The sequence below is a fragment of the Rhodopseudomonas sp. G2_2311 genome (assembly GCF_047501505.1).
Classification (GTDB): domain Bacteria; phylum Pseudomonadota; class Alphaproteobacteria; order Rhizobiales; family Xanthobacteraceae; genus Rhodopseudomonas; species Rhodopseudomonas palustris_H.
On record NZ_JAZDRK010000036.1, the window covers coordinates 1 to 19,753 of the forward strand.

The 19,753-nt window shown below is 66.1% G+C and carries 21 protein-coding genes; 13 read left to right on the top strand and 8 right to left on the bottom strand.

The window, feature by feature from the left end; translation table 11 throughout:
- Window positions 1-108: 108 nt before the first annotated feature.
- The 3 genes from zapE to VRZ08_RS24425 all read right to left on the bottom strand — a co-directional run bounded on the left by zapE (window position 109) and on the right by VRZ08_RS24425 (window position 2,817).
- Entirely contained in the window at window positions 109-1,293 is a 1,185-nt protein-coding gene (gene zapE / locus VRZ08_RS24415; protein ID WP_107353805.1) for a cell division protein ZapE, read from the bottom strand.
- 82 nt (window positions 1,294-1,375) lie between these two features.
- Entirely contained in the window at window positions 1,376-1,915 is a 540-nt protein-coding gene (thpR, locus tag VRZ08_RS24420; RefSeq protein WP_107342446.1) for an RNA 2',3'-cyclic phosphodiesterase, read from the bottom strand.
- A gap of 206 nt (window positions 1,916-2,121) precedes the next feature.
- On the bottom strand, window positions 2,122-2,817 hold the full coding sequence (locus VRZ08_RS24425; RefSeq protein WP_414534184.1) for an arylesterase: 696 nt from the start codon (window positions 2,815-2,817) through the stop codon (window positions 2,122-2,124).
- Here VRZ08_RS24425 and VRZ08_RS24430 point away from each other — a divergent pair.
- From VRZ08_RS24430 to VRZ08_RS24445, 4 genes are all read left to right on the top strand, one after another.
- Window positions 2,816-3,559: an ABC transporter ATP-binding protein gene (locus VRZ08_RS24430; protein ID WP_414534185.1), complete on the top strand. Its 744-nt coding sequence runs from the start codon at window positions 2,816-2,818 to the stop codon at window positions 3,557-3,559. The two genes, VRZ08_RS24425 and VRZ08_RS24430, sit on opposite strands and share 2 nt — an antisense overlap.
- A 3-nt stretch (window positions 3,560-3,562) precedes the next feature.
- On the top strand, window positions 3,563-6,133 hold the full coding sequence (locus tag VRZ08_RS24435; RefSeq protein ID WP_414534186.1) for an ABC transporter permease: 2,571 nt from the start codon (window positions 3,563-3,565) through the stop codon (window positions 6,131-6,133).
- A 340-nt stretch (window positions 6,134-6,473) separates the two neighbouring features.
- Window positions 6,474-7,265, top strand: coding sequence for a Bax inhibitor-1/YccA family protein (locus VRZ08_RS24440; protein ID WP_011155766.1), 792 nt, complete (start codon window positions 6,474-6,476; stop codon window positions 7,263-7,265).
- Between the two features lie 263 nt (window positions 7,266-7,528).
- The gene (locus VRZ08_RS24445) at window positions 7,529-8,080 is read left to right on the top strand and encodes an N-acetyltransferase family protein (RefSeq protein ID WP_414534194.1); all 552 of its coding nucleotides are present in this window, start codon (window positions 7,529-7,531) and stop codon (window positions 8,078-8,080) included.
- A 142-nt stretch (window positions 8,081-8,222) separates the two neighbouring features.
- Here the strand turns inward: VRZ08_RS24445 and VRZ08_RS24450 are convergent, their stop codons facing one another.
- The 3 genes from VRZ08_RS24450 to acnA all read right to left on the bottom strand — a co-directional run bounded on the left by VRZ08_RS24450 (window position 8,223) and on the right by acnA (window position 12,637).
- The gene (locus VRZ08_RS24450; RefSeq protein ID WP_107342449.1) at window positions 8,223-8,591 is read right to left on the bottom strand and encodes a DUF2794 domain-containing protein; all 369 of its coding nucleotides are present in this window, start codon (window positions 8,589-8,591) and stop codon (window positions 8,223-8,225) included.
- Between the two features lie 404 nt (window positions 8,592-8,995).
- On the bottom strand, window positions 8,996-9,751 hold the full coding sequence (locus VRZ08_RS24455) for a DUF1223 domain-containing protein (protein WP_414534187.1): 756 nt from the start codon (window positions 9,749-9,751) through the stop codon (window positions 8,996-8,998).
- A gap of 168 nt (window positions 9,752-9,919) precedes the next feature.
- Window positions 9,920-12,637 carry an aconitate hydratase AcnA gene (gene acnA / locus VRZ08_RS24460; RefSeq protein ID WP_414534188.1) on the bottom strand — a complete coding sequence of 906 codons (2,718 nt, stop codon included), beginning with the start codon at window positions 12,635-12,637 and terminating at the stop codon, window positions 9,920-9,922.
- Between the two features lie 215 nt (window positions 12,638-12,852).
- Here acnA and ccmA point away from each other — a divergent pair, with 215 nt between their 5' ends.
- The 8 genes from ccmA to VRZ08_RS24500 all read left to right on the top strand — a co-directional run bounded on the left by ccmA (window position 12,853) and on the right by VRZ08_RS24500 (window position 17,534).
- Window positions 12,853-13,455, top strand: a complete 603-nt coding sequence (ccmA, locus tag VRZ08_RS24465) for a heme ABC exporter ATP-binding protein CcmA (protein WP_414534189.1) — start codon at window positions 12,853-12,855, stop codon at window positions 13,453-13,455.
- Window positions 13,452-14,120, top strand: a complete 669-nt coding sequence (gene ccmB, locus VRZ08_RS24470; RefSeq protein ID WP_107342453.1) for a heme exporter protein CcmB — start codon at window positions 13,452-13,454, stop codon at window positions 14,118-14,120. The genes ccmA and ccmB overlap by 4 nt, the downstream gene beginning before the upstream one ends.
- Window positions 14,121-14,210: 90 nt before the next feature.
- Window positions 14,211-14,591, top strand: a complete 381-nt coding sequence (locus VRZ08_RS24475; RefSeq protein WP_414534190.1) for an antitoxin Xre/MbcA/ParS toxin-binding domain-containing protein — start codon at window positions 14,211-14,213, stop codon at window positions 14,589-14,591.
- Between the two features lie 61 nt (window positions 14,592-14,652).
- Window positions 14,653-15,315, top strand: coding sequence for an RES family NAD+ phosphorylase (locus VRZ08_RS24480; protein WP_414534191.1), 663 nt, complete (start codon window positions 14,653-14,655; stop codon window positions 15,313-15,315).
- Window positions 15,316-15,490: 175 nt separating this feature from the next.
- Window positions 15,491-16,225: a heme ABC transporter permease gene (locus tag VRZ08_RS24485; protein ID WP_107353813.1), complete on the top strand. Its 735-nt coding sequence runs from the start codon at window positions 15,491-15,493 to the stop codon at window positions 16,223-16,225.
- The gene (gene ccmD, locus VRZ08_RS24490; protein ID WP_414534192.1) at window positions 16,225-16,398 is read left to right on the top strand and encodes a heme exporter protein CcmD; all 174 of its coding nucleotides are present in this window, start codon (window positions 16,225-16,227) and stop codon (window positions 16,396-16,398) included. The genes VRZ08_RS24485 and ccmD overlap by 1 nt, the downstream gene beginning before the upstream one ends.
- Before the next feature lie 16 nt (window positions 16,399-16,414).
- Complete coding sequence (locus tag VRZ08_RS24495) at window positions 16,415-17,011, top strand: DsbE family thiol:disulfide interchange protein (protein WP_263990174.1); 597 nt, start codon at window positions 16,415-16,417, stop codon at window positions 17,009-17,011.
- A 139-nt stretch (window positions 17,012-17,150) separates the two neighbouring features.
- Window positions 17,151-17,534, top strand: a complete 384-nt coding sequence (locus VRZ08_RS24500) for a ComEA family DNA-binding protein (RefSeq protein WP_264075087.1) — start codon at window positions 17,151-17,153, stop codon at window positions 17,532-17,534.
- 130 nt (window positions 17,535-17,664) lie between these two features.
- Here VRZ08_RS24500 and VRZ08_RS24505 read toward each other — a convergent pair whose 3' ends face one another.
- Both VRZ08_RS24505 and ftsY read right to left on the bottom strand, forming a co-directional pair.
- Window positions 17,665-18,282, bottom strand: coding sequence for a septation protein A (locus VRZ08_RS24505; protein WP_408018094.1), 618 nt, complete (start codon window positions 18,280-18,282; stop codon window positions 17,665-17,667).
- Window positions 18,279-19,226 (bottom strand): signal recognition particle-docking protein FtsY, encoded by a 948-nt coding sequence (gene ftsY / locus VRZ08_RS24510; protein WP_264053884.1) that lies wholly within the window; start codon window positions 19,224-19,226, stop codon window positions 18,279-18,281. Before ftsY ends, VRZ08_RS24505 begins: the two co-directional genes overlap by 4 nt.
- 28 nt (window positions 19,227-19,254) lie before the next feature.
- Between ftsY and VRZ08_RS24515 the strand changes: the two genes are divergently transcribed.
- Window positions 19,255-19,753 (top strand): RluA family pseudouridine synthase (locus VRZ08_RS24515; protein ID WP_414534193.1); only part of this gene is annotated, 499 nt, incomplete at its 3' end.

Here is a 19,753-nt window from a genome sequence, read left to right on the forward strand (position 1 = left end):
GTGGGAAATCCGTTTGGGTGGTTATCGCTTTCGCCCCATGCGTTCAAGTCGGCGAGCGCCCCTTTGTTGGGCCAGCGCCCTGCAAACTGCGGGAGGCTCGGAACACACCTAGGTTTCGACCAGTCCGGTGGTTTCGCCGGTCGCGGTGGAGTCGCGCCGGCCGTGCGGCAGCGCCAGATACGATTCCGATCCCATTTCTGTGAGACGGGAGACGGTGCGGTTGAATTCCAGCGCCTCGAAGCCTTCCGTGGCGCGGTAAAGCCGGGCGGGCTCCGCAGCGGCTGAGGCCATCAGCTTCACCGAGTTGTCGTACAAAGTATCGATCAGCGCGATGAACCGCTTGGCGGCATTGCGATCGGCGTAGTCCATCACCGGGACATGATCGATCATCAGCGTGTGATATTCATGTGCGAGGCGCAGGTAATCGCTGGCGCCCAGCGGCTTCTGGCACAGATCGGCGAACGAGAAGCGCGCGACGTGATGATCGGCCTGCGGCACATGCAGGATGCGACCCTTGATCGAGATGTCGCGCGGCTCACCCTTCGTCGTACCCGTAATCCGATGCCACGCCCGATCGATCGTCGCGGTCGCCTCGGCATCGTCCGGCGTCAGCCAGACCTTCATGCCGGCGAATTTCTCCAGACGGTAATCGGTTCGCGCGTCGAGCCGGATCACCCGCATATGCCGCTTCACCTGGCCGATGAACGGCATGAACAGCGAGCGGTTGAGGCCACCCTTGTAGAGATCATCGGGCGCAACGTTCGACGTCGCCACCACCACGGTGCCGAGCTCGAACAATTTGGTGAACAGCCGGCCGAGGATCATCGCGTCGGCGATGTCGGTGACGTGAAATTCGTCGAAGCAGAGCAGCCAGGCTTCGTCGAGGATCGAGGCCGCCGTCAGCTCCATCACGTCGGCATCCGGAATATCGCCGCGCTTGATCGCCTGGCGGAAGCCGTTGATGCGGTCATGGGTCTCGGCCATGAACTCGTGAAAATGCGACCGCCGCTTCAACGCGATCGGGCTGGCGTCGAAGAACAGATCCATCAGCATGGTCTTGCCGCGGCCGACCTCGCCATGGATGTAGAGCCCCTGCGGGGGGGCCTGGCCGGCATCGCCGCCGCCGAACAGACGTCCGAAAAAGCCTTGCTTCTTCGGTGGCTTATAGCCGTCGAGCGTCTCGTTGAGGAGCGTGAAGGCCTGCACCGCGCGAGCCTGCGCCGGATCGGCTTCGATGCTGCCGGAGGCGATCAGGGATTGATATTGCTGGCGGAGCGAGTGCGGCGAGGACATGCGGCCTTTTACCGCCTGATCGGGCGGCAAAATGCAAGCCGGGAATCGGTCGGAGAGCTATGCGCGATAACGAGGTGCCTGGTCAGGCATTCAGCTCGTATGGCGCCTCGACGATATAGGGGCCGCCGCCGGTCGAAGCGCGGGCCGAATACAGCACAAACCGCTCGGCCTTGAACACCTTGGACGGGAAGTAGCCGCGGATCGACAGATAGTCGGCGACATCGCGGCTGGAGACGTCGCCGCGCAGCCGCGCCAAGGTGACGTGCGGGGTGAACTTCCGTCCCTCGGGATCGAGCCCGACCCGCTGCATCAACCGCTCGAGTTCGGCCTGCAGCTCGATCAGCGGCTTCGACGGCACCACCGAGGCGACCACCGCGCGGGGCTTCTTGCCGCCGAAGCTCGACAGTCCCTGCAGGGTGACTTCGAACGGCTTGCGATTGACCCGAAACAGCGTCGAGGCGATCTCGTTGGCGGTGACGCCGTCGATGTCGCCGATGAACCGCAAGGTGAGATGATAATCGTCCGGATCGACCCAGCGCGCCCCCGGTAGTCCGCCACGTAAACTCGACAGGGTCTGGCCAATCTCGGCCGGAATCTCCAGTCCCGTAAACAAACGCGGCATCGGCACACCCTCGAACCTGAGGCCGATTGCGGCTGCCTATCCCGATCGTGGGGACCGTCCCGCGTGGGGCACGGCAGTCCGCAAAACGTCCGGCGAATCAACGATACGATTGTGTAGCGCGTTTGTGTAACAGCGCTACAGCGCAGCCCTCGTGGGGCCCAGAAAGCTGAGGGCAATCCGGCCCTTAAGGCAGAACTGCCACTTTCTCAGCGGCTTTGCACCAGGAGCGGGCGGAGCAGCGCCTCGACCTTGGGCAAAATCCGCTCGACGATGATGTCGACGCCCGCCGCGGTCGGATGGATGCCGTCGGCCTGATTGAGATTCGACACCGCCGCGACGCCGTCGAGGAAGAACGGATACAGCGGCACGTCGTATTGCTTGGCAAGGTCCGGATAGATCGCGTCGAACTGCGTGGCGTAATCCTTGCCGTAATTCGGCGGCGCCAGCATGCCGGCGAGCAGCACCGGCAGCTTGCGCGCCTTCAGCCGTTTCAGGATCTCGTCCAGCGCCTTGCGCGGGACCTTCGGATCGGTGCCGCGCAGCGCATCGTTGGCGCCAAGCTCGACGATCACCGCATCGGCATCGGGCGGCACCGACCAGTCGAGCCGCTCCAGGCCGCCGCTGGCGGTATCGCCCGACACGCCGGCATTCACCATCTCAGTGTCGATGCCCTTGGCTTTGAGCGCCTTTTGCAGCTTGGCCGGAAACGCATCGGCAGCCGGCAGACCATAGCCGGCGGTCAGTGAGTCCCCGAGCACCACCACCTTCAGCGGCTTTGCGGCGGTCTCGGCCCGCGCACTTTGTCCAGGCAGCGCCGCCATCATTCCAAGTCCCAGGACCAGCGCGATCGTGCGCGCCCACCCCTCGACCGCCACGATTGAATAGCCATATGAGGCAGCCATGGACAGTCTCATTGAACCCTCGTCATTGGCCGGCGGCGCGCCGGACAGCATCGCGATCTCCAACGTCAACCTATCGCTGGGCAGCGGCGCCGCGCGGGTGCACATCCTCAAGGATATCAGCCTGCGCGTCGGCACCGGCGAGACGATCGGGCTGATCGGCCCGTCCGGCTCCGGCAAGTCCACCCTGCTGATGGTGATGGCCGGGCTGGAGCGGCCCGACAGCGGTCAGGTGGTGGTCGACGGCACCTCATTCAATGGTTTGGACGAGGACGCGCTGGCCCGCTTCCGCGGCCGCCAGATCGGAATCGTGTTTCAGTCCTTCCATCTAATCCCGACCATGACGGCGCTCGAAAACGTCGCGGTGCCGCTGGAGCTGGCCGGTCAGACCGGTGCCGCGGACCGTGCGGCCCGCGAGCTGGCCTCGGTCGGTCTCGGCGAGCGGCTGCATCATTACCCCTCGCAGCTCTCGGGCGGCGAGCAGCAGCGCGTCGCGCTCGCCCGCGCGCTCGCGCCTGATCCGGCGATCCTGGTGGCCGACGAGCCGACCGGCAATCTCGATGAGACCACCGGCAAGCAGATCGTCGACCTGTTGTTCGCCAAACATGCCGAACGCGGCATGACGCTGGTGTTGGTCACGCACGATTCCGGACTGGCGCAGCGCTGCGACAGGGTGGTGCGGCTGCGCTCGGGGCGAATCGACACCACGCAGCCGGGCTCCGCCGCACGCGCACGGTCGGCCTGATCGATGACGGTCCTGACCGAGACGTCGCCCCGCACCCGTCCGTGGTCGCTGCCGCTGCGCTACGCGCTGCGCGAGATGCGCGGTGGGCTGAACGGCTTCTACGTCTTCATCGCCTGCATCGCGCTCGGCGTGATGGCGATCGCCGGCGTCGGTTCGGTCGCAGCCAGCCTGGGGGACGGGCTCGCCCGCGAGGGCCGCACGCTGCTCGGCGGTGACGCTGCGTTCTCCCTGATCCAGCGCGAAGCGACGCCGAACGAAGTGGCGTTCCTGCGCAGCCGCGGCGATGTCTCGGTCGCCGCCACGATGCGCGGCATGGCACGCACCGACGATGGCCGCTCGGCTCTGGTCGAGCTGAAGGCGGTCGACGGCGCCTATCCGCTGCTCGGCGAGCTCAAACTCGAACCGCCGATGCCGGTTGCCGACCTGCTCGCCCGGCGGGACGATGCCTTTGGGGCCGCCGCCGACCCGGCCCTGCTGGCGCGGCTCGATCTGAAGATCGGCGACAAGGTCACGATCGGCAGTGCCACCTTCCAGATCCGCAGCGCAGTGGCGGCCGAGCCGGACAAGCTGTCCGGCAACATCGGCTTCGGTCCGCGCTTCTTGATCAGCGACGACGGCTTGCGCGCGACCCAGTTGCTGCAGCCCGGCAGCCTGGTGCGCTGGACCTACCGGGTCCGGCTGCCAGACAACGGCACCGACGATCGCGCAGCGCAGCGGCTGGTCGACGACACCCGCGCGGCACTGCCGCAGGCCGGCTGGGAAATCCGCACCCGCGGCAACGCCTCGCCGCAGCTCGAACGCACCATTACCCGTTTCACTCAATTCCTGACCCTGGTCGGCCTCGCCGCGTTGGTGGTCGGCGGCGTCGGCGTCGCCAATGCGGTGAAGAGCCATATCGATCGCCGCCGCGACGTGATCGCAACGCTGAAGGCGGTCGGCGCCACCGGGCGCGACGTGTTCGCGATCTATCTCACCCAGGTGGTCGTGCTCGCGCTGATCGGCGCGGCGATCGGGCTGGCGCTCGGCGCCGCGATGCCGTTCGCGCTGGTCGGACTGTTCGGCCAGTTACTCCCGCTGCCGGTGGTGGCGGCGCTGCATCCCGGCGAACTGGCGCTATCGCTGGTGTACGGCCTGCTCACCGCGCTGGCGTTCGGATTATGGCCGCTGGCGCAGGTGCGCGACGTGCCGGTGGCGACGCTGTTTCGCGAGGCCGCGACCGCCGACGGCCACCGACCCCGGCTGAAGCACATCGCCTTGATCGCCGCGGTCGTCGCGGTGCTGCTCGCGGTGGTGATCGGGCTCGCCTACGACAAGCGCGTCGCGCTGGCCGTGATCGGCGCCACCCTGGCGATCTTCGTGCTGCTGCGCGGCGTCGCCGCCGGACTGATGGCGATCGCGCGCCGGCTGCCGCGATCGCGCATCACCATGCTGCGGCTCGCCGTCGCCAACATTCACCGCCCCGGCGCGCTGACACCATCAGTCGTCCTGTCGCTGGGTCTCGGCCTCGCGGTCCTGGTTACCGTCTCGCAAGTCGACGGTAACCTGAGGCGGCAGTTCAGCGCTGCGCTGCCCGAGAAGGCACCGACCTTCTTTTTCATCGACATCCCCTCCAGCGAGACTGATCAATTCGGCACATTCCTGCGCCAGATCGCGCCGAACGCCACCCTGGAAGACGTGCCGATGCTGCGCGGCCGGATCGTCGCCGCGCGCGGCGTTCGCGCCGAAGACCTCAAGCCGGCGCCGGACGCCGAGTGGGTGCTGCAAAGCGATCGCGGCCTGACCTATGCGGTCGATGTCCCGGCCGGTTCCAAGGTGGTCGAGGGACGGTGGTGGCCCAAGGACTATAGCGGCCCGCCGCTGGTGTCGTTCGACAAGAAGCTGGCGCAGGGACTTGGCCTGTCGATCGGCGACAAGGTCACCGTCAATGTGCTCGGCCGCGAGATCACCGCCACGATCTCGAACCTGCGCAGCATCGATTGGCAGAGCCTCGGGATCAATTTCGTCCTGGTGTTTTCACCGGACACCTTTCGCGGCGCGCCCCACACTCATATCGCCACGCTGACCGAGAGCGGCAGCACGCCGCAGAGCGACGCCGCGGTGATCAAGCAGGTCGCCGACCGGTTTCCGATGGTGACCTCGGTCCGGGTGCGGGAGGCGCTGGAGACGGTCGGCGGCGTGGTGTCGAACCTGGTGCTGGCGGTGCGCGGCGCCAGCGCGGTGACGCTGATCTCCGCCATCCTGGTGCTGGGCGGCGCGCTCGCAGCCGGCCATCGCCACCGGGTTTATGACGCGGTGATCCTGAAGACGCTGGGCGCCACCCGGGCACGGCTGATCGGGGCCTTCGCGCTCGAATATGCGCTGATTGGTCTCGCCACCGCGGCGTTCGCCGTGCTGGCTGGCTCGGTCGCCGCGTGGCTGATTGTCACACGATTAATGACGCTGAGTTTCGCCTGGCAGGCCGGCTCGGCGGCCGGCGTGGTGGTGGCCGCCCTGGTGGTCACGGTCGGCCTCGGACTGATCGGCACGTGGCTGGCGCTCAACCAGAAACCAGCTTCCGTTTTGCGAAATTTATAGTATGCAGCGCCGGCGGAACGGGCGGCGCGGCGCGCTGGCGCACCGCTCTGGCGGGTCCTGTTAGGACTGGGAAATGGCCATTTTCGACCAAGGTCGGACGCCGATTTCTTTACCCTTCAGAGCGGAGCGACATTCAGCCGCGCATTAAAGCTTGCCCCGTCCGTGTTAGTTTCCCACATATCAGCATGGGTCGGACGGCTCGATGAACAGACGTTAATTTTGGGTCCTGACTGGGATCTTGGCTCAACTTTAAGCGCACATTCCTCGCCACCGTCCGGATAAATTAGTACTGGCTTTCGCCACCCTTCGCGACCGGCCAGACCAACTCGGGATCTCGACCATGTCGGACTTGGACCGCAACTACACTTCTCCCTTCGGCCGGGCCGCCGGACGCGTCGAAACCGCGACCGTCGACGCCGGGCTGCGCGCCTACATGCTGCGCATCTACAACTACATGACGATCGGCCTGGCCATCACCGGCCTGGCGGCGCTCGGCGTCTATATGGGCGCCGTGACCACGGACGCCGGCGCGGCTGCGGCTCGGGTCGGCAACACCATGCTGACCTCGTTCGGCGTGGCGATGTTCGTCAGCCCGCTGAAGTGGGTCTTCATCCTCGCCCCGCTGGCGATGGTGTTTGTCATCTCATTCGGCATCAACCGCCTGAAGCCGGCGACCGCACAGCTTCTGTTCTGGGCGTTCTCGGCGCTGATGGGCATCTCGCTGTCGTCGATCTTCCTGGTGTACACCCACACCTCGATCGTCCGGGTGTTCTTCATCACCGCTGCCGCGTTCGGTGCGCTGAGCCTCTACGGCTACACCACCAAGCGTGACATGACCGGGATGGGTTCGTTCCTGATCATGGGCCTGTTCGGCGTCGTGATCGCCAGCCTGGTGAACCTGTTCGTCGCCTCGTCGATGCTGCAGTTCATCGTCTCGGTGGTGGGCGTGCTGGTGTTCGCTGGCCTGACCGCCTGGGACACCCAGCGCCTGAAGAACGACTACATCTACGGCTACGGCTCGATGGGCGGCGACGTCGCCGAGCGGGCCGCCATTACCGGCGCTCTGTCGCTCTACCTGAACTTCATCAACCTGTTCACGCTGCTGCTTCAGCTGCTCGGACAGAAGGAATAACGGTCTCCTCCCAGACCTGACGGATCGAAGCCCCGGCCCAGCGCCGGGGCTTTTGTTTTGGGCGGAACGAACGTCCGAACCAAGGGACTTCCGCAGGGCATCTCACAGCAAACGCCCGTCCTTGCCGGGCTGGCCTGGCGATCCATCCTGCTGCAGGCAGCCTCCTGCAAGCCAGCCAAGCGTCATGGCGAAGAGGATGGATACGCGGGTCAAGCCCGCGTATGACGCTGAGATTGGCGATCCGCTCCGAGTCCGAATTCCGTATGTCCGACCACCTGATCCGCCCGGCGACCACCGCCGACCTGCCGGCCATCACCGCGATCTACGAGCAGGCGGTGCGGTTCGGCACCGCGACCTTCGAGCTGACCCCGCCCGATCTTGCCGAGATGACGCGGCGGTTCAGCACTCTGACCGAAGCCGGCTTTCCGTATCTGGTCGCGGAGGCGGACGGGGCGATTGCCGGGTATGCCTATGCGGGCCCCTACCGGCCCCGGCCGGCCTATCGGTTCACGGTCGAGAACTCGATCTATCTCGATCCGGCGGCCCACCGCCGCGGCATCGGCAGCGCGCTGCTGCGTGACCTGATCGCCGCATGCACCGAGCGCGGCTTCCGCCAGATGATCGCGGTGATCGGCGATTCCGCCAACGCCGCCTCGATCGCCCTGCACCGCAAGGCCGGCTTCGCGCCGATCGGCACCCATACCGACGTCGGCTTCAAGTTCGGTCGCTGGCTGGACTCGGTGCTGATGCAGCGGACGCTGGGCGACGGCGGTCGGACCGTGCCCGAAGCAGAAGCACGGCCGAACAGCGCATAATGCCGTAACCCTCCGCGAAAGCGGAGGGCCCAGTATTCCAGAGAATTGACGCTGATCCCTGGCGCTCTGGGATATTGGGGCGCCCGGACAAGACGGGGGCCATCGAGACGCTTCGCCCCGACCCAGCTCCGCCGCGTTGAGGTCAGACCAGCGCCAGCTTGCGGTCGATCACCAGCAGCACGCGTTCGAGTTCATGGCCGCGGCGCAGGATCTGGCCGGACGCGCCGATGACGCAGTACGCGCCCTGTTTGCGGGCGAGCCGCGGATCCTTGACGATGCGATAGATCGGGACTTCCGAGGCGCGGCGGAAGATCGAGAACACCGCGGTGTCTTTCAGGAAGTCGATGGCGTAATCGCGCCACTCGCCGGCCGCGACCATCCGGCCATAGAGATTGAGGATGCGATTGAGCTCCAGGCGGTTGAAAGTGACCAGTCCCTGCAGCGGTGCGGTGCCTGGGCGCTCCGCTGCGCGGCTCTCGCTGGGGTCAGCCTCCCCGGAAATCATATCCATCGGCGCCTCCTGTCACGACGCTGACATGATTGCGCCGCCGGCGACGGGCCGCAAGGGGACCGAAAGCAGCAGGCGCCGAAACAGCGCCCTTGCGCACGCGGCTCACGCCTTCGTTAGCCGAATTCTTATTGCCGCCCGATTTTCGCCCAGCGCCCGCCAAGCCCGCTTGCGATAACGCTATCACTGCGTTGGCCCGGTCCCTTCGGCTTCGGATTCCTCAGCCCCCAGCCCCCCGAAGCAGTCGGGATCGGGCCTGTACGCAGAACCTCGATCCCCCTCCTGGGCCGACGCAAGTTGGTCCTTTTTTGTTTTGAGGGGCCGGCTCGCTTGCGATCGTGAAGCCCGCAGCCAAGGCGCGCAAATCAGCTCCGGCTATTGTCCGCCAGATCGCACCCGGCAGATGATCAGTTCAGCGACGTGAACGCGGCCCCGAGCATCGCGCCGGGCTTCTCACGGCTGCCGTTCTGCACATAGACCGCCGCCGCATCGACGCCGTCACCGACGACGTTCTCAAGCGGCACCGTCCAGTGCTCCGCCGCACCGGTCCAATCGCCGACCTTCAGCAGATTGCGCACCACGTTGTGGTAGGTGACGTGCCGGCCGCGGTTCTCGCCGCGCCCGATCTCGATCGGGATCGCTTTGGACACCGCGCAGATCCAGACCTCACCGCTCTTGGCGGATTCGCCCTGAGGCGCCGCGGCGACCGACACTTTGATCTCTTTGCCTTCGACCGCCACCGAGACCGGCACGGTCATCACCCCAGCGGTCTTGTCGGTGGTCTTGATCGCGCCCTCGATGCCGGCGCGGTTGCTGCCGACAAGGTGCGCCGACCCATTGACGATCACCTGCGGGGTGAACACGTCCCGATCGCCTCGCACTTGCGAGTAAGCTTTCTGGCGAGCGGTAAAACGGGAGTCGGCCAGGGTGTCCTTCCAGCCGAGATAGTCCCAATAGTCGATCGGCAGGCTGAGGGCGATCACCGACGGATCGCGGGCGAGTTCGCCGATGATTTTGTCCGCCGGCGGACAGGACGAGCAGCCTTGCGAGGTGAACAGCTCGACCACGGCGCGGGGCTCGGCGGCAGCAAGATCGGCCGTCGCGATCGCCACGCACAGGCCGAGTGCGCCGGACCACCGCGAAAATCCACCAACACCATTCATAGTCGTTTGCCGAACCGCCTTTGCCGAATGCTTCGGGACGGCGGCACGCCGCCATCCATCGAGGAGCCTTAAAACGAAAAGGCGGCCATTTGCATAGGCCGCCTTCCGTTCACCTGCCACTCACTTCGCAGTGAGGCATTCTGCGCCTATCGGCGAAGATCGCGACTGTTAGGCCGCGAGCTTGCGCAGCACGTAGTGCAGAATACCGCCGTTGCGGTAGTAATCGAGCTCGTCGAGCGTATCGATGCGGCACAGCAGCGGCACGCGCTTGCGCTTGCCCTCGGCCGAGGTGATCTCGGCTTCCAGCATCTGCCGCGGCTTGAGGTCGCCTTCGAGGCCGCGGATCGTGACCTTCTCGTCGCCCTTGAGGCCGAGCGAGGCCCACGAGGTGCCCTCTTCGAAGGTCAGCGGCAGCACGCCCATGCCGACCAGGTTCGAGCGATGGATGCGCTCGAAGCTCTGGCAGATCACGGCGCGAACGCCGAGCAGACGGGTGCCCTTTGCGGCCCAGTCGCGCGACGAGCCGTTGCCGTATTCGGCACCGGCGAACACCACCAGCGGCACCTTCTCTTCCTGGTACTTCATGGCGGCGTCGTAGATCGACATCTGCTCGCCGTCCGGCCAGTGCTTGGTCAGGCCGCCTTCCGGAATATTGCCGTCGGCGCCCTTCAGCATGTGGTTCTTGATGCGGATGTTGGCGAAGGTGCCGCGCATCATCACTTCGTGGTTGCCGCGGCGGGTGCCGTACTGATTGAAGTCGGCCGGGCGCACCTGACGCTCGGTCAGGTACTTACCAGCAGGCGACGTCAGCTTGATCGAACCGGCCGGCGAGATGTGGTCGGTGGTGATCTTGTCGCCGAACAGCGCCAGGACGCGGGCGTCGACGATGTCGGTGATCGGCTCCGGCTGCTTGGTCATGCCTTCGAAGTACGGCGGGTTCTGCACGTAGGTCGACGACATGTTCCACTTGTAGGTCTCGGACTCGACCGTCTTGATCTTGCGCCAGTTGGTGTCACCCTTGAACACGTCGGCATAGCGCGCCTTGAAGATCTTGGAGGTCACGTACTTCTTGACGAAGGCGTTGATCTCCTTGGTGCTCGGCCAGATGTCCTTCAGGTACACCGGCTTGCCGTCCTTGCCGGTGCCGATCGGATCGACCGCGAGGTTCTTGGTCACCGAGCCGGCGAGCGCATAGGCGACCACCAGCGGCGGCGAGGCCAGGTAGTTGGCCTGCACGTCCGGCGAGACGCGGCCTTCGAAGTTGCGGTTGCCCGACAGCACGGCGGCGGCGACGATGCCGTTGTCGTTGATCGACTTCGAGATCTCTTCCGGCAGCGGGCCGGAGTTACCGATGCAGGTGGTGCAGCCGAAGCCGACGAGGTTGAAGCCGACCTTGTCGAGATCCTTCTGCAGACCCGAATTCGCCAGATACTCGGCGACGACCTGCGAGCCCGGGGCCAGCGAGGTCTTCACCCACGGCGCCGCCTTGAGGCCCTTGGCCGCCGCGTTACGCGCCAACAGGCCGGCGCCGATCAGCACGCTCGGGTTCGAGGTGTTGGTGCACGAGGTGATCGCCGCGATCACCACGTCGCCGTGGCCGAGATCGAAGTTGCGGCCTTCCACCTTGTAGCGCGCGCCGTCGAGCGCCTTCTTGTACTCGTTGGCCATCGCGGTGGCGAAGCCTTCCGACACCGACGACAGCGCGATGCGGCCCTCGGGGCGCTTCGGGCCGGCCATCGACGGCTCGACGGTGGCGAGGTCCAGCGTCAGCGTCACGGTGAACACCGGGTCCGGCGACTTGGAGGTGCGGAACAGGCCCTGCGCCTTGCTGTACTTCTCGACCAGCGCGACCCGCGCCGAGGCACGGCCGGAGGTCTTCAAGTAATCGATAGTTTCGCCGTCGACCGGGAAGAAGCCGCAGGTCGCGCCGTATTCCGGCGCCATGTTGGCGATCGTGGCCTTGTCGGCGACCGAGAGATTGTCGAGGCCCGGGCCGAAGAATTCGACGAACTTGCCGACCACGCCCTGCTTACGCAGCATCTGGGTGACGGTGAGCACCAGGTCGGTGGCGGTGACGCCTTCCTTGAGTGCGCCCTTGAGCTTGAAGCCGACCACTTCCGGCAGCAGCATCGACAGCGGCTGGCCGAGCATCGCAGCTTCCGCCTCGATGCCGCCGACGCCCCAGCCGAGCACGGCGAGACCGTTGACCATGGTGGTGTGCGAGTCGGTACCCACCAGCGTGTCCGGATAGGCGACTTCGAAGGTGCCGGTCTTGCGGCCGATCGTCATCTTCTCCTTCTTGGTCCAGACCGTCTGCGCCAAGTACTCGAGATTGACCTGGTGGCAGATGCCGGTGCCGGGCGGCACCACCGAGAAGTTCGAGAACGCCTTCTGGCCCCACTTCAGGAACTCGTAGCGCTCCTGGTTCTGCTTGTACTCCTCGGCAACGTTCTTCTTGAACGCCTGGTTGTTACCGAAGAAGTTGACGATCACCGAGTGGTCGATGACGAGGTCGACCGGCACCAGCGGATTGATCTTCTCGGCATCGCCACCGAGCTTCTGCATCGCGTTGCGCATCGCCGCAAGATCGACCACCGCCGGCACGCCGGTGAAGTCCTGCATCAGCACGCGCGCCGGGCGGAATGCGATTTCGTGCTCCAGCGCCTTCTTCCGCATCCACTTGGCGACCGCCATGATGTCCGCCTTCTTGACGGTGCGGTCGTCCTCGTTGCGCAGCAGGTTTTCCAGCAGCACCTTCATCGAGTAGGGCAGACGGGAAATCCCCTTCAGGCCGTTCTTCTCGGCGGCGGGCAGGCTGTAATAGACGTAAGACTTGCTGCCGACCTTGAGGATCTTCCGGCATTTGAAGCTGTCGAGCGAGGTCATGTAAGGCGGGTCCCAGATTATCGTTTTCGATTGGGCGAGCTTGTATGCTGGCTCCGGAGGGGCAGGCCGTCCGGCTTGCAGGCGCCGATCGTGTGCTGCATCAAGTTCCGGCTTATAGAACCTTTCCAATTGCGCCGCCAGTTCGACAATGACAGGCGAGCGCATCGATTTGTGAGCAGGCCGTTCCGATCCCGGAGCGGAACAGGTTGGGATGTATGCGGCTGTCGGGGCGCGACTTACGGTGTGTACGAGGTGGCCGCGAGGTATTCGCCGGACTGGCCTTCGAGGCAAGCGCCGGCGAGGCGCTGGCGCTAATCGGACATAACGGCGCCGGTAAGACGTCGCTGCTGCGGCTGATCGCCGGGCTGCTGACACCCGAGGGCGGAACCATCACGCTCGACGGCGGGGAACCGGATGCGCCGGTCGCCGAACAGGCGCACTATCTCGGCCACCGCGACGCGCTCAAGCCGTCGCTCAGCGTCGCTGAAAATCTCGGCTTCTGGCGCGACTTTCTCGGCGGCGAGCGCACCGATCTGAGCGCCGCCATCAAGGCGGTCGGGCTCGGCCACGCCGCCGAACTGCCGGCGGCGTATCTGTCGGCCGGCCAGCGCCGACGGCTCTCGATCGCCCGCCTGCTGGTGGTGCGGCGGCCGATCTGGCTGCTGGACGAACCGACCTCGGCGCTCGACGTCAAAGGCCAGGAGCTGTTCGTCGGCCTGATGCAGGATCACCTCGCCCGCGGCGGCATCATCGTCGCAGCCACTCACACGCCGCTCGGCATTCCGGTGCGCGAGCAGCGGATCGGAGCCGCGACATGACCGCGCTCGGCGCCATCATCCGCCGCGATATCAAGATCGCACTCCGCGTCGGCGGCGGCGCGCTGATCGGCGTACTGTTCTTCCTCACCGTGGTGGTGCTGATGCCGTTCGCGGTCGGCCCCGATCTCGCCCTGCTCAAACGCCTCGGCCCCGCGATCCTGTGGCTCGGCGCACTGCTCGCCAGCCTGCTGACACTCGACCGGCTGTTCACCGCCGACGCCGAGGACGGCTCGCTCGACCTGATCGTGATGAGCCGCACTCCGCTGGAGCTGACCTGCGCCGCCAAGGCGCTGGCGCATTGGCTGGCGGCCGGCCTGCCGCTGATCGTCGCGACGCCGGTGCTGGGCCTATTGCTCAACCTCGACGGCAGCGCCTCGCTGGCCGTGATGGCGACGCTGCTGGCCGGCACCCCGGCGCTGACCTTCACCGGCATGATCGGCGCCGCGCTGGCGGTGACGCTGCGCCGCGGCGGCCTGCTGCTGGCCGTGCTGGTGCTGCCGCTGTCGATCCCGGTGCTGATCTTCGGCGTTTCCGCCTCCCAGGCGGCGATCGTCGGCCCGGTGTCGTTCGGCACCCCGTTCTCGATCCTGTGCGCGATCTCGCTGCTCAGCCTGGTGATCGGCCCGTTCGCCGCCGCCGCCAGCCTGCGCCAGGGGCTGGATTAGCCGACTAGCAGGAACCACCTCCGCGCGACCCACTTCTCTTGCCTGAGAAAAGATTATATTATATTCTTTCTTTAGAAAGAGGAGCGCAACGTGGTCGCTGTTCTGAATCGATCCCCGGCCGCCCTCGATAAGGGGCAGGTGCTGACCAAGGCCACCCTCAAGGCGGCCGAGCGTCTGGGCCTGTCGCAGAAGGTGTTGAGCAACGTCATCGGCCTGTCGGAGTCCGTGGTGTCGCGGATGAAGAGCGGCGACTACGTGCTCGACGGCGGCAAGGCCTATGAACTCGCCGCGCTGTTCGTCCGGCTGTACCGCTCGCTCGACGCCATCGTGGCCGGCGACGAGACCGCCGCGCGCGCATGGATGAAGAGCGACAACGTCGCGCTGCGGGGTACGCCGATCGAGCTGATCCAGAAAATTCCGGGGCTGTTTCATGTTGTCCAGTACCTGGATACGCGACGCGCTCCGGTCTGAATCGGCGAGGCTCTCAGGACGGTTCTGGCGCATCGTCGAGGCGCAGCATCAATCAGCGACGATGAAGCTGACCGACTCGCTCGAGGAGCAGGCGCTGCTGGAAGAGATCATCGAGGACACCAAACCGCCGGTCCCGGCGGATTGCGAGGGCCTCGACTTTCTGCTGATGACGCCGTTCCGCTACAGCGCGACCAACCCGTGGGGCTCGCGGTTTCGGCGGCCCAATGCCGAAGCGGGCGTGTTCTATGCCGCCGCCCAGCCCTCGACGGCGATCGCCGAGGCGGTGTTTCATCGCCTGCTCTTCTTCGCCGAATCGCCCGGCACGCCGTGGCCGCAGAACCCCGCGGAGCACACCGCCTTCTCGATCAACCTCGGCTCGGAGCGTGTGCTCGATCTCACAGCAAGGCCGCCGGATGACCTGGCGGCAATTCTGAACACGCAGGACTACGCCGCCGGACAAGCGTTCAGCGAAGCGGCGCGCGCCGCCGGCGCGGAGATCATCAAATATCCCTCGGTCCGCGACCCGCAGCATGGCGCCAACGCCGCGGTACTGTCACCGCGCGCGTTCCGCAGCAAGGCGCCGGTGGAACGCCAAAGCTGGCGCATCCATCTCGACCGCAACGGGGCACGCGCCTTCTGCGAAGCACCACGCGGCTCGCTCGCCTTCGGCCGGAACGCATTCGACGCCGATCCGCGAATGCACGGCTTACTCTGGGACCGCTGATGCGCGATCGCGATCGGCCGCATCTCCGGTTTGGCCCGGATGCCGCCGCGCACCCGCAGCGGCTGGTTTGCTGCACTGCGACAGCGATCACCTGTGGGGCTGCCCCGATCAACTCCGCAGCAACCCTTACGCGGCGTCATTGCCTGCGGCCCTCAGCCCCGATATCAGGAACGCGATGAAGCTGACCGAACTCGCCAATCCGACCCGGTTCCTGACGCTCGCGGGGCGCCTGCTGCCCTGGCTGGCGGCCGCGACCGCATTGGCGCTGGCGGCGGGGCTGACCCAGGGCATGCTGGCGCCGGACGACTACCAGCAGGGCGCCACCGTCAAGATCATGTTCGTGCACGTGCCGAACGCCTGGCTGGCGATGTTCGTCTGGGGGGTGATGAGCGTCGCCTCGCTCGGCACGCTGGTGTGGCGGCATCCGCTCGCCGACGTCGCAGCCAAGACCGCGGCGCCGATCGGCGCGGCCTTCACATTCCTGGCGCTGGTCACCGGCTCGCTGTGGGGCCGGCCGATGTGGGGCACCTATTGGGAGTGGGACGCCCGGCTGACCTCAATGCTTGTGCTGTTTCTGATGTATCTCGGCCTGATCGCGCTGTGGCGCGCGGTCGAGGACCCGTCCCGAGCCGCCCGCGCCGCCGCCGTGCTGACCCTGGTCGGTGCCATCAACCTGCCGATCATCAAGTTCTCGGTCGATTGGTGGAATACGCTGCACCAGCCGGCCTCGGTGGTGCGGATGGGCGGCTCGACGCTCGACAAGGCGTTCCTGATCCCGCTGCTGGTCACCGCGATCGGGTTTTCGCTGCTGTTTCTGACGCTGCATCTGGCGGCGATGCGGAACGAGATCCTGCGCCGAAGGGTGCGCTCGCTGCAGATGATGCAGGCCAGCCGGGCCGAGGCGGCGTGATGCTCGGCAAATACGCGGACTTCATCGTCTCGTCCTACGCCGCGACCGCGATCGTGGTGCTGCTGCTGATCGGCTGGGTGGTGCTGGATTATCGCAAGCAGAAGGCGCGGCTGCGCGATCTCGAAGCCCGCGGCGCCGTCCGCCGCTCCGGCCGCAGCGCGACCGATCACTGACAACCCACGGATCATCATGAGCGACACCTTCGATCCCGCCTCGCCGAAGCGCCGCTCTTGGCTGGTGGTGCTGCCGGCGCTGCTGTTCGCCGGGCTGGCGGTGTTGTTCTGGTTTCGGCTCGGCGACAGCGACGTGTCACGAATCCCCTCGGCCCTGATCGGCCGGCCGGCGCCGCAGACGCCGCTGCCGCCGCTGGAAGGCTTGAGCCGCGACGGCAGCCAGGTCGCGGGTCTCGATCCGGCGATGTTCAAAGGCAAGGTCAGCGTCGTCAACGTCTGGGCATCGTGGTGCGTACCTTGCCATGACGAAGCGCCGTTGCTGATGACGCTGGCGCAGGACACCCGCATCCAGCTCGTCGGGATCGACTACAAGGACAAGCCCGACAACGCCCGCCGCTTCCTCGGCCGGTATGGCAATCCGTTCGCGGCCGTGGGCGTCGATGCCTCCGGACGTGCCGCGATCGAATGGGGCGTGTACGGCGTGCCGGAGACCTTCGTGATCGGCCGCGACGGCAAGATCGCCTACAAGCTGGTCGGGCCGATCACCCCGGACAACATCGAGAAGGTGTTGAAGCCGGAAATCAGCAAGGCGCTGGCCGCACCGCAGAGCTGACCGACCTGTTAGCACCGCGCAAAACCCCTCGAAAATAAATCGGACCGTTTATCGGCCGTTCATCGCGCCGCCATTGCGGCGCCATGAATCCCGGATGAGCTTCGGGCGTTACTAACAACGTCCTTTGGAGGGACATCCGATGGGTACCTCGACTTTCCGTCGTCTCACGCTCGCCCCGCTCGCCGCCGCCGTCGCGCTCGGCCTGCTCGCCTCCGCGCCCGCGATGGCGCAGGCACCGCAACCGGCCACGCCGCCGACCGCCAAATCCGACAAGATGGCCCCTCCGCCGAAAGCCGACACCAAGGCGGCTGCACCGGCGAAGTCGGAGAAGGTCGAGCTCCTCGATATCAACTCGGCGACCGCCGAACAGCTCGACGCGCTCCCCGGCGTCGGCAAGGCTTACTCCGCTGCGATCATCAAGGGCCGGCCCTACAAGGGCAAAGACGAGCTGGTGCAGAAGAAGATCGTGCCGCAGAAGACCTACGACGGCATCAAGGACAAGATCATCGCCAAGCAGAAATAATCGAGGTGAGACCGGGGTGCCTGCCCCGAAGTAACACGTCATGCCCGGGCTTGACCCGGGCATCCATCCCTTCACAACAAGATGGATTGCCGGGTCGAGCCCGGCAATGACGACCTGGGGCCAAGCAGACTCAGCGCCCCGACACGTCGCCTTCGTCGGCGGCGCTCTGTTCGAGCGTGGCGGGCTCGGCCGCGTAGCGCTTGGTGAGCGGCATCTGCAGCAGCGCGAACAGCATGGTGAGCGGCACCGCGCCGAACACCTTGAAGTTGACCCAGAAGTCGGTCGACTGCGTCCGCCACACCGCTTCGTTCAGCACCGCCATCGCGAAGAAGAACAGCGCCCAGCGCAGCGTCAGCTTGCGCCAGCCTTCCGCCGTCAGGTTGAACACCTGATCGAACATGATGGCGATGAAGCTGCGGCCAAACAGCAGCCCGCCGCCGAGCACCGCGCCGAACAGCGCATATACGATGGTCGGCTTCATCTTGATGAAGGTCTCGTCGTGCAGCACCAGCGTCAGGGTGCCGAACACCAACACCACCACGGCGGTGACCAGCGCCATCACTGGTACGTGCCGGGTGACGACGTAGGACGCGATCACGGCGGCGACCACCGCCACCATGAAGGCGCCGGTCGCGGCGAACAGATGAAACTTGGCGTTGACGATGAAGAACACCAGCAGCGGCCCGAGCTCGGTCGCCAGCTTGAACAGCGGGTGCGGCCGGTTGGGCTTCAGCAGGTCGTCCGTCATGCCGCCTCCGTGCCGGCGATCGCCTTGGCGAAATCGCGCGCCGTAAACGGCGACAAATCGTCGACGCCTTCGCCGACGCCGATGAAGTGTACCGGCAGTTTGTGCTTCTCGGCGATCGCCACCAGGATGCCGCCGCGGGCGGTGCCGTCGAGCTTGGTCATCACCAGGCCGGTGACGCCGGCGGTCTTGGTGAAGGCTTCGACCTGCGACAGCGCGTTCTGGCCGACGGTGGCGTCGAGCACCAGCAGCACCGCGTGCGGCGCGGAGGCGTCGACCTTCTTGATCACCCGCACCACCTTCTCGAGCTCGTTCATCAGCTCGGTGCGGTTCTGCAGCCGGCCGGCGGTGTCGATCAGCAGCACGTCACGGCCCTGCTGCTTGGCTTCGGTGAGCGCGTTGAAGGCGAGGCCTGCGGCGTCCGAGCCCTGAGCGCCGGCCACCACCGGGGTGCCGGTGCGATCGCCCCAGACCTTGAGCTGATCGATCGCCGCGGCCCGGAAGGTGTCGCCGGCAGCCAGCATCACCTTGTGTCCTTCGGAAGCGAACCGCGCCGACAACTTACCGATCGTGGTGGTCTTGCCGGAGCCGTTGACCCCGACCATCAGGATCACGAATGGCTTCTTGCCGGCATCGATGTCGAGCGGCTGCGCCACCGGCGCCAGCACCTTCTCGACTTCTGCGGCCACGATCTCTTTGACGTCGCTGGCCGAGATCATCTTGTCGTAGCGGCCCTCGCCGACCGCCTTGGCGATGCGCGCCGCCACCTCGGTGCCGAGATCGGCGCGCAGCAGCACGTCTTCGATCTCCTCGAGCATCGCCCGATCGAGCTTGCGCTTGGAAACGAATTCCGACAGCGCGGTCCCGATCGAGCTCGAGGTGCGCTTCAGTCCGCTGGACAGCCGCCGCCACCAGCTCTGTTTCGAATTTTCCGGAGTGTCGCTCATCAGGGCGCTGTGTTAGCCGTTTCGCGCCATGAACGAAAGCCACCCAGATCAATTCGAGCCGCCGGAACTGACCCCCGAGGAGATCCAGGCGCGCGTGCTGTATCGCGATGGGCTGATGCTGGTGATCGACAAACCGCCGGGTCTGCCGGTGCATCGCGGGCCCAAAGGCGGCCCGAACCTGGAGGCGTCGTTCGACGCGCTCCGCTACGGTTTGCCGCGTCCGCCGGTGCTGGCGCATCGGCTCGACCGCGACACCTCCGGCTGCTTGGTGCTCGGCCGCCACCGCAAGGCCACCGCCACGCTCGGGCTGCTGTTCAAGCATTCGCGGATTTCCAAGACCTATTGGGCGATCGTCGAAGGCGGCCCGGCCGAAGACGAAGGCAGCATCGACCTGCCGATCGCCAAGCTCAATGCCGAACGCGGTTGGTGGCAGAAGGTCGATCCGGAAGGGCTGCCGTCGCTGACGAAATGGCGGGTAATGGGGGGTTCGGGAGTTAAGCCGGCCGCCGCCACGCCCGCCTCCGCAC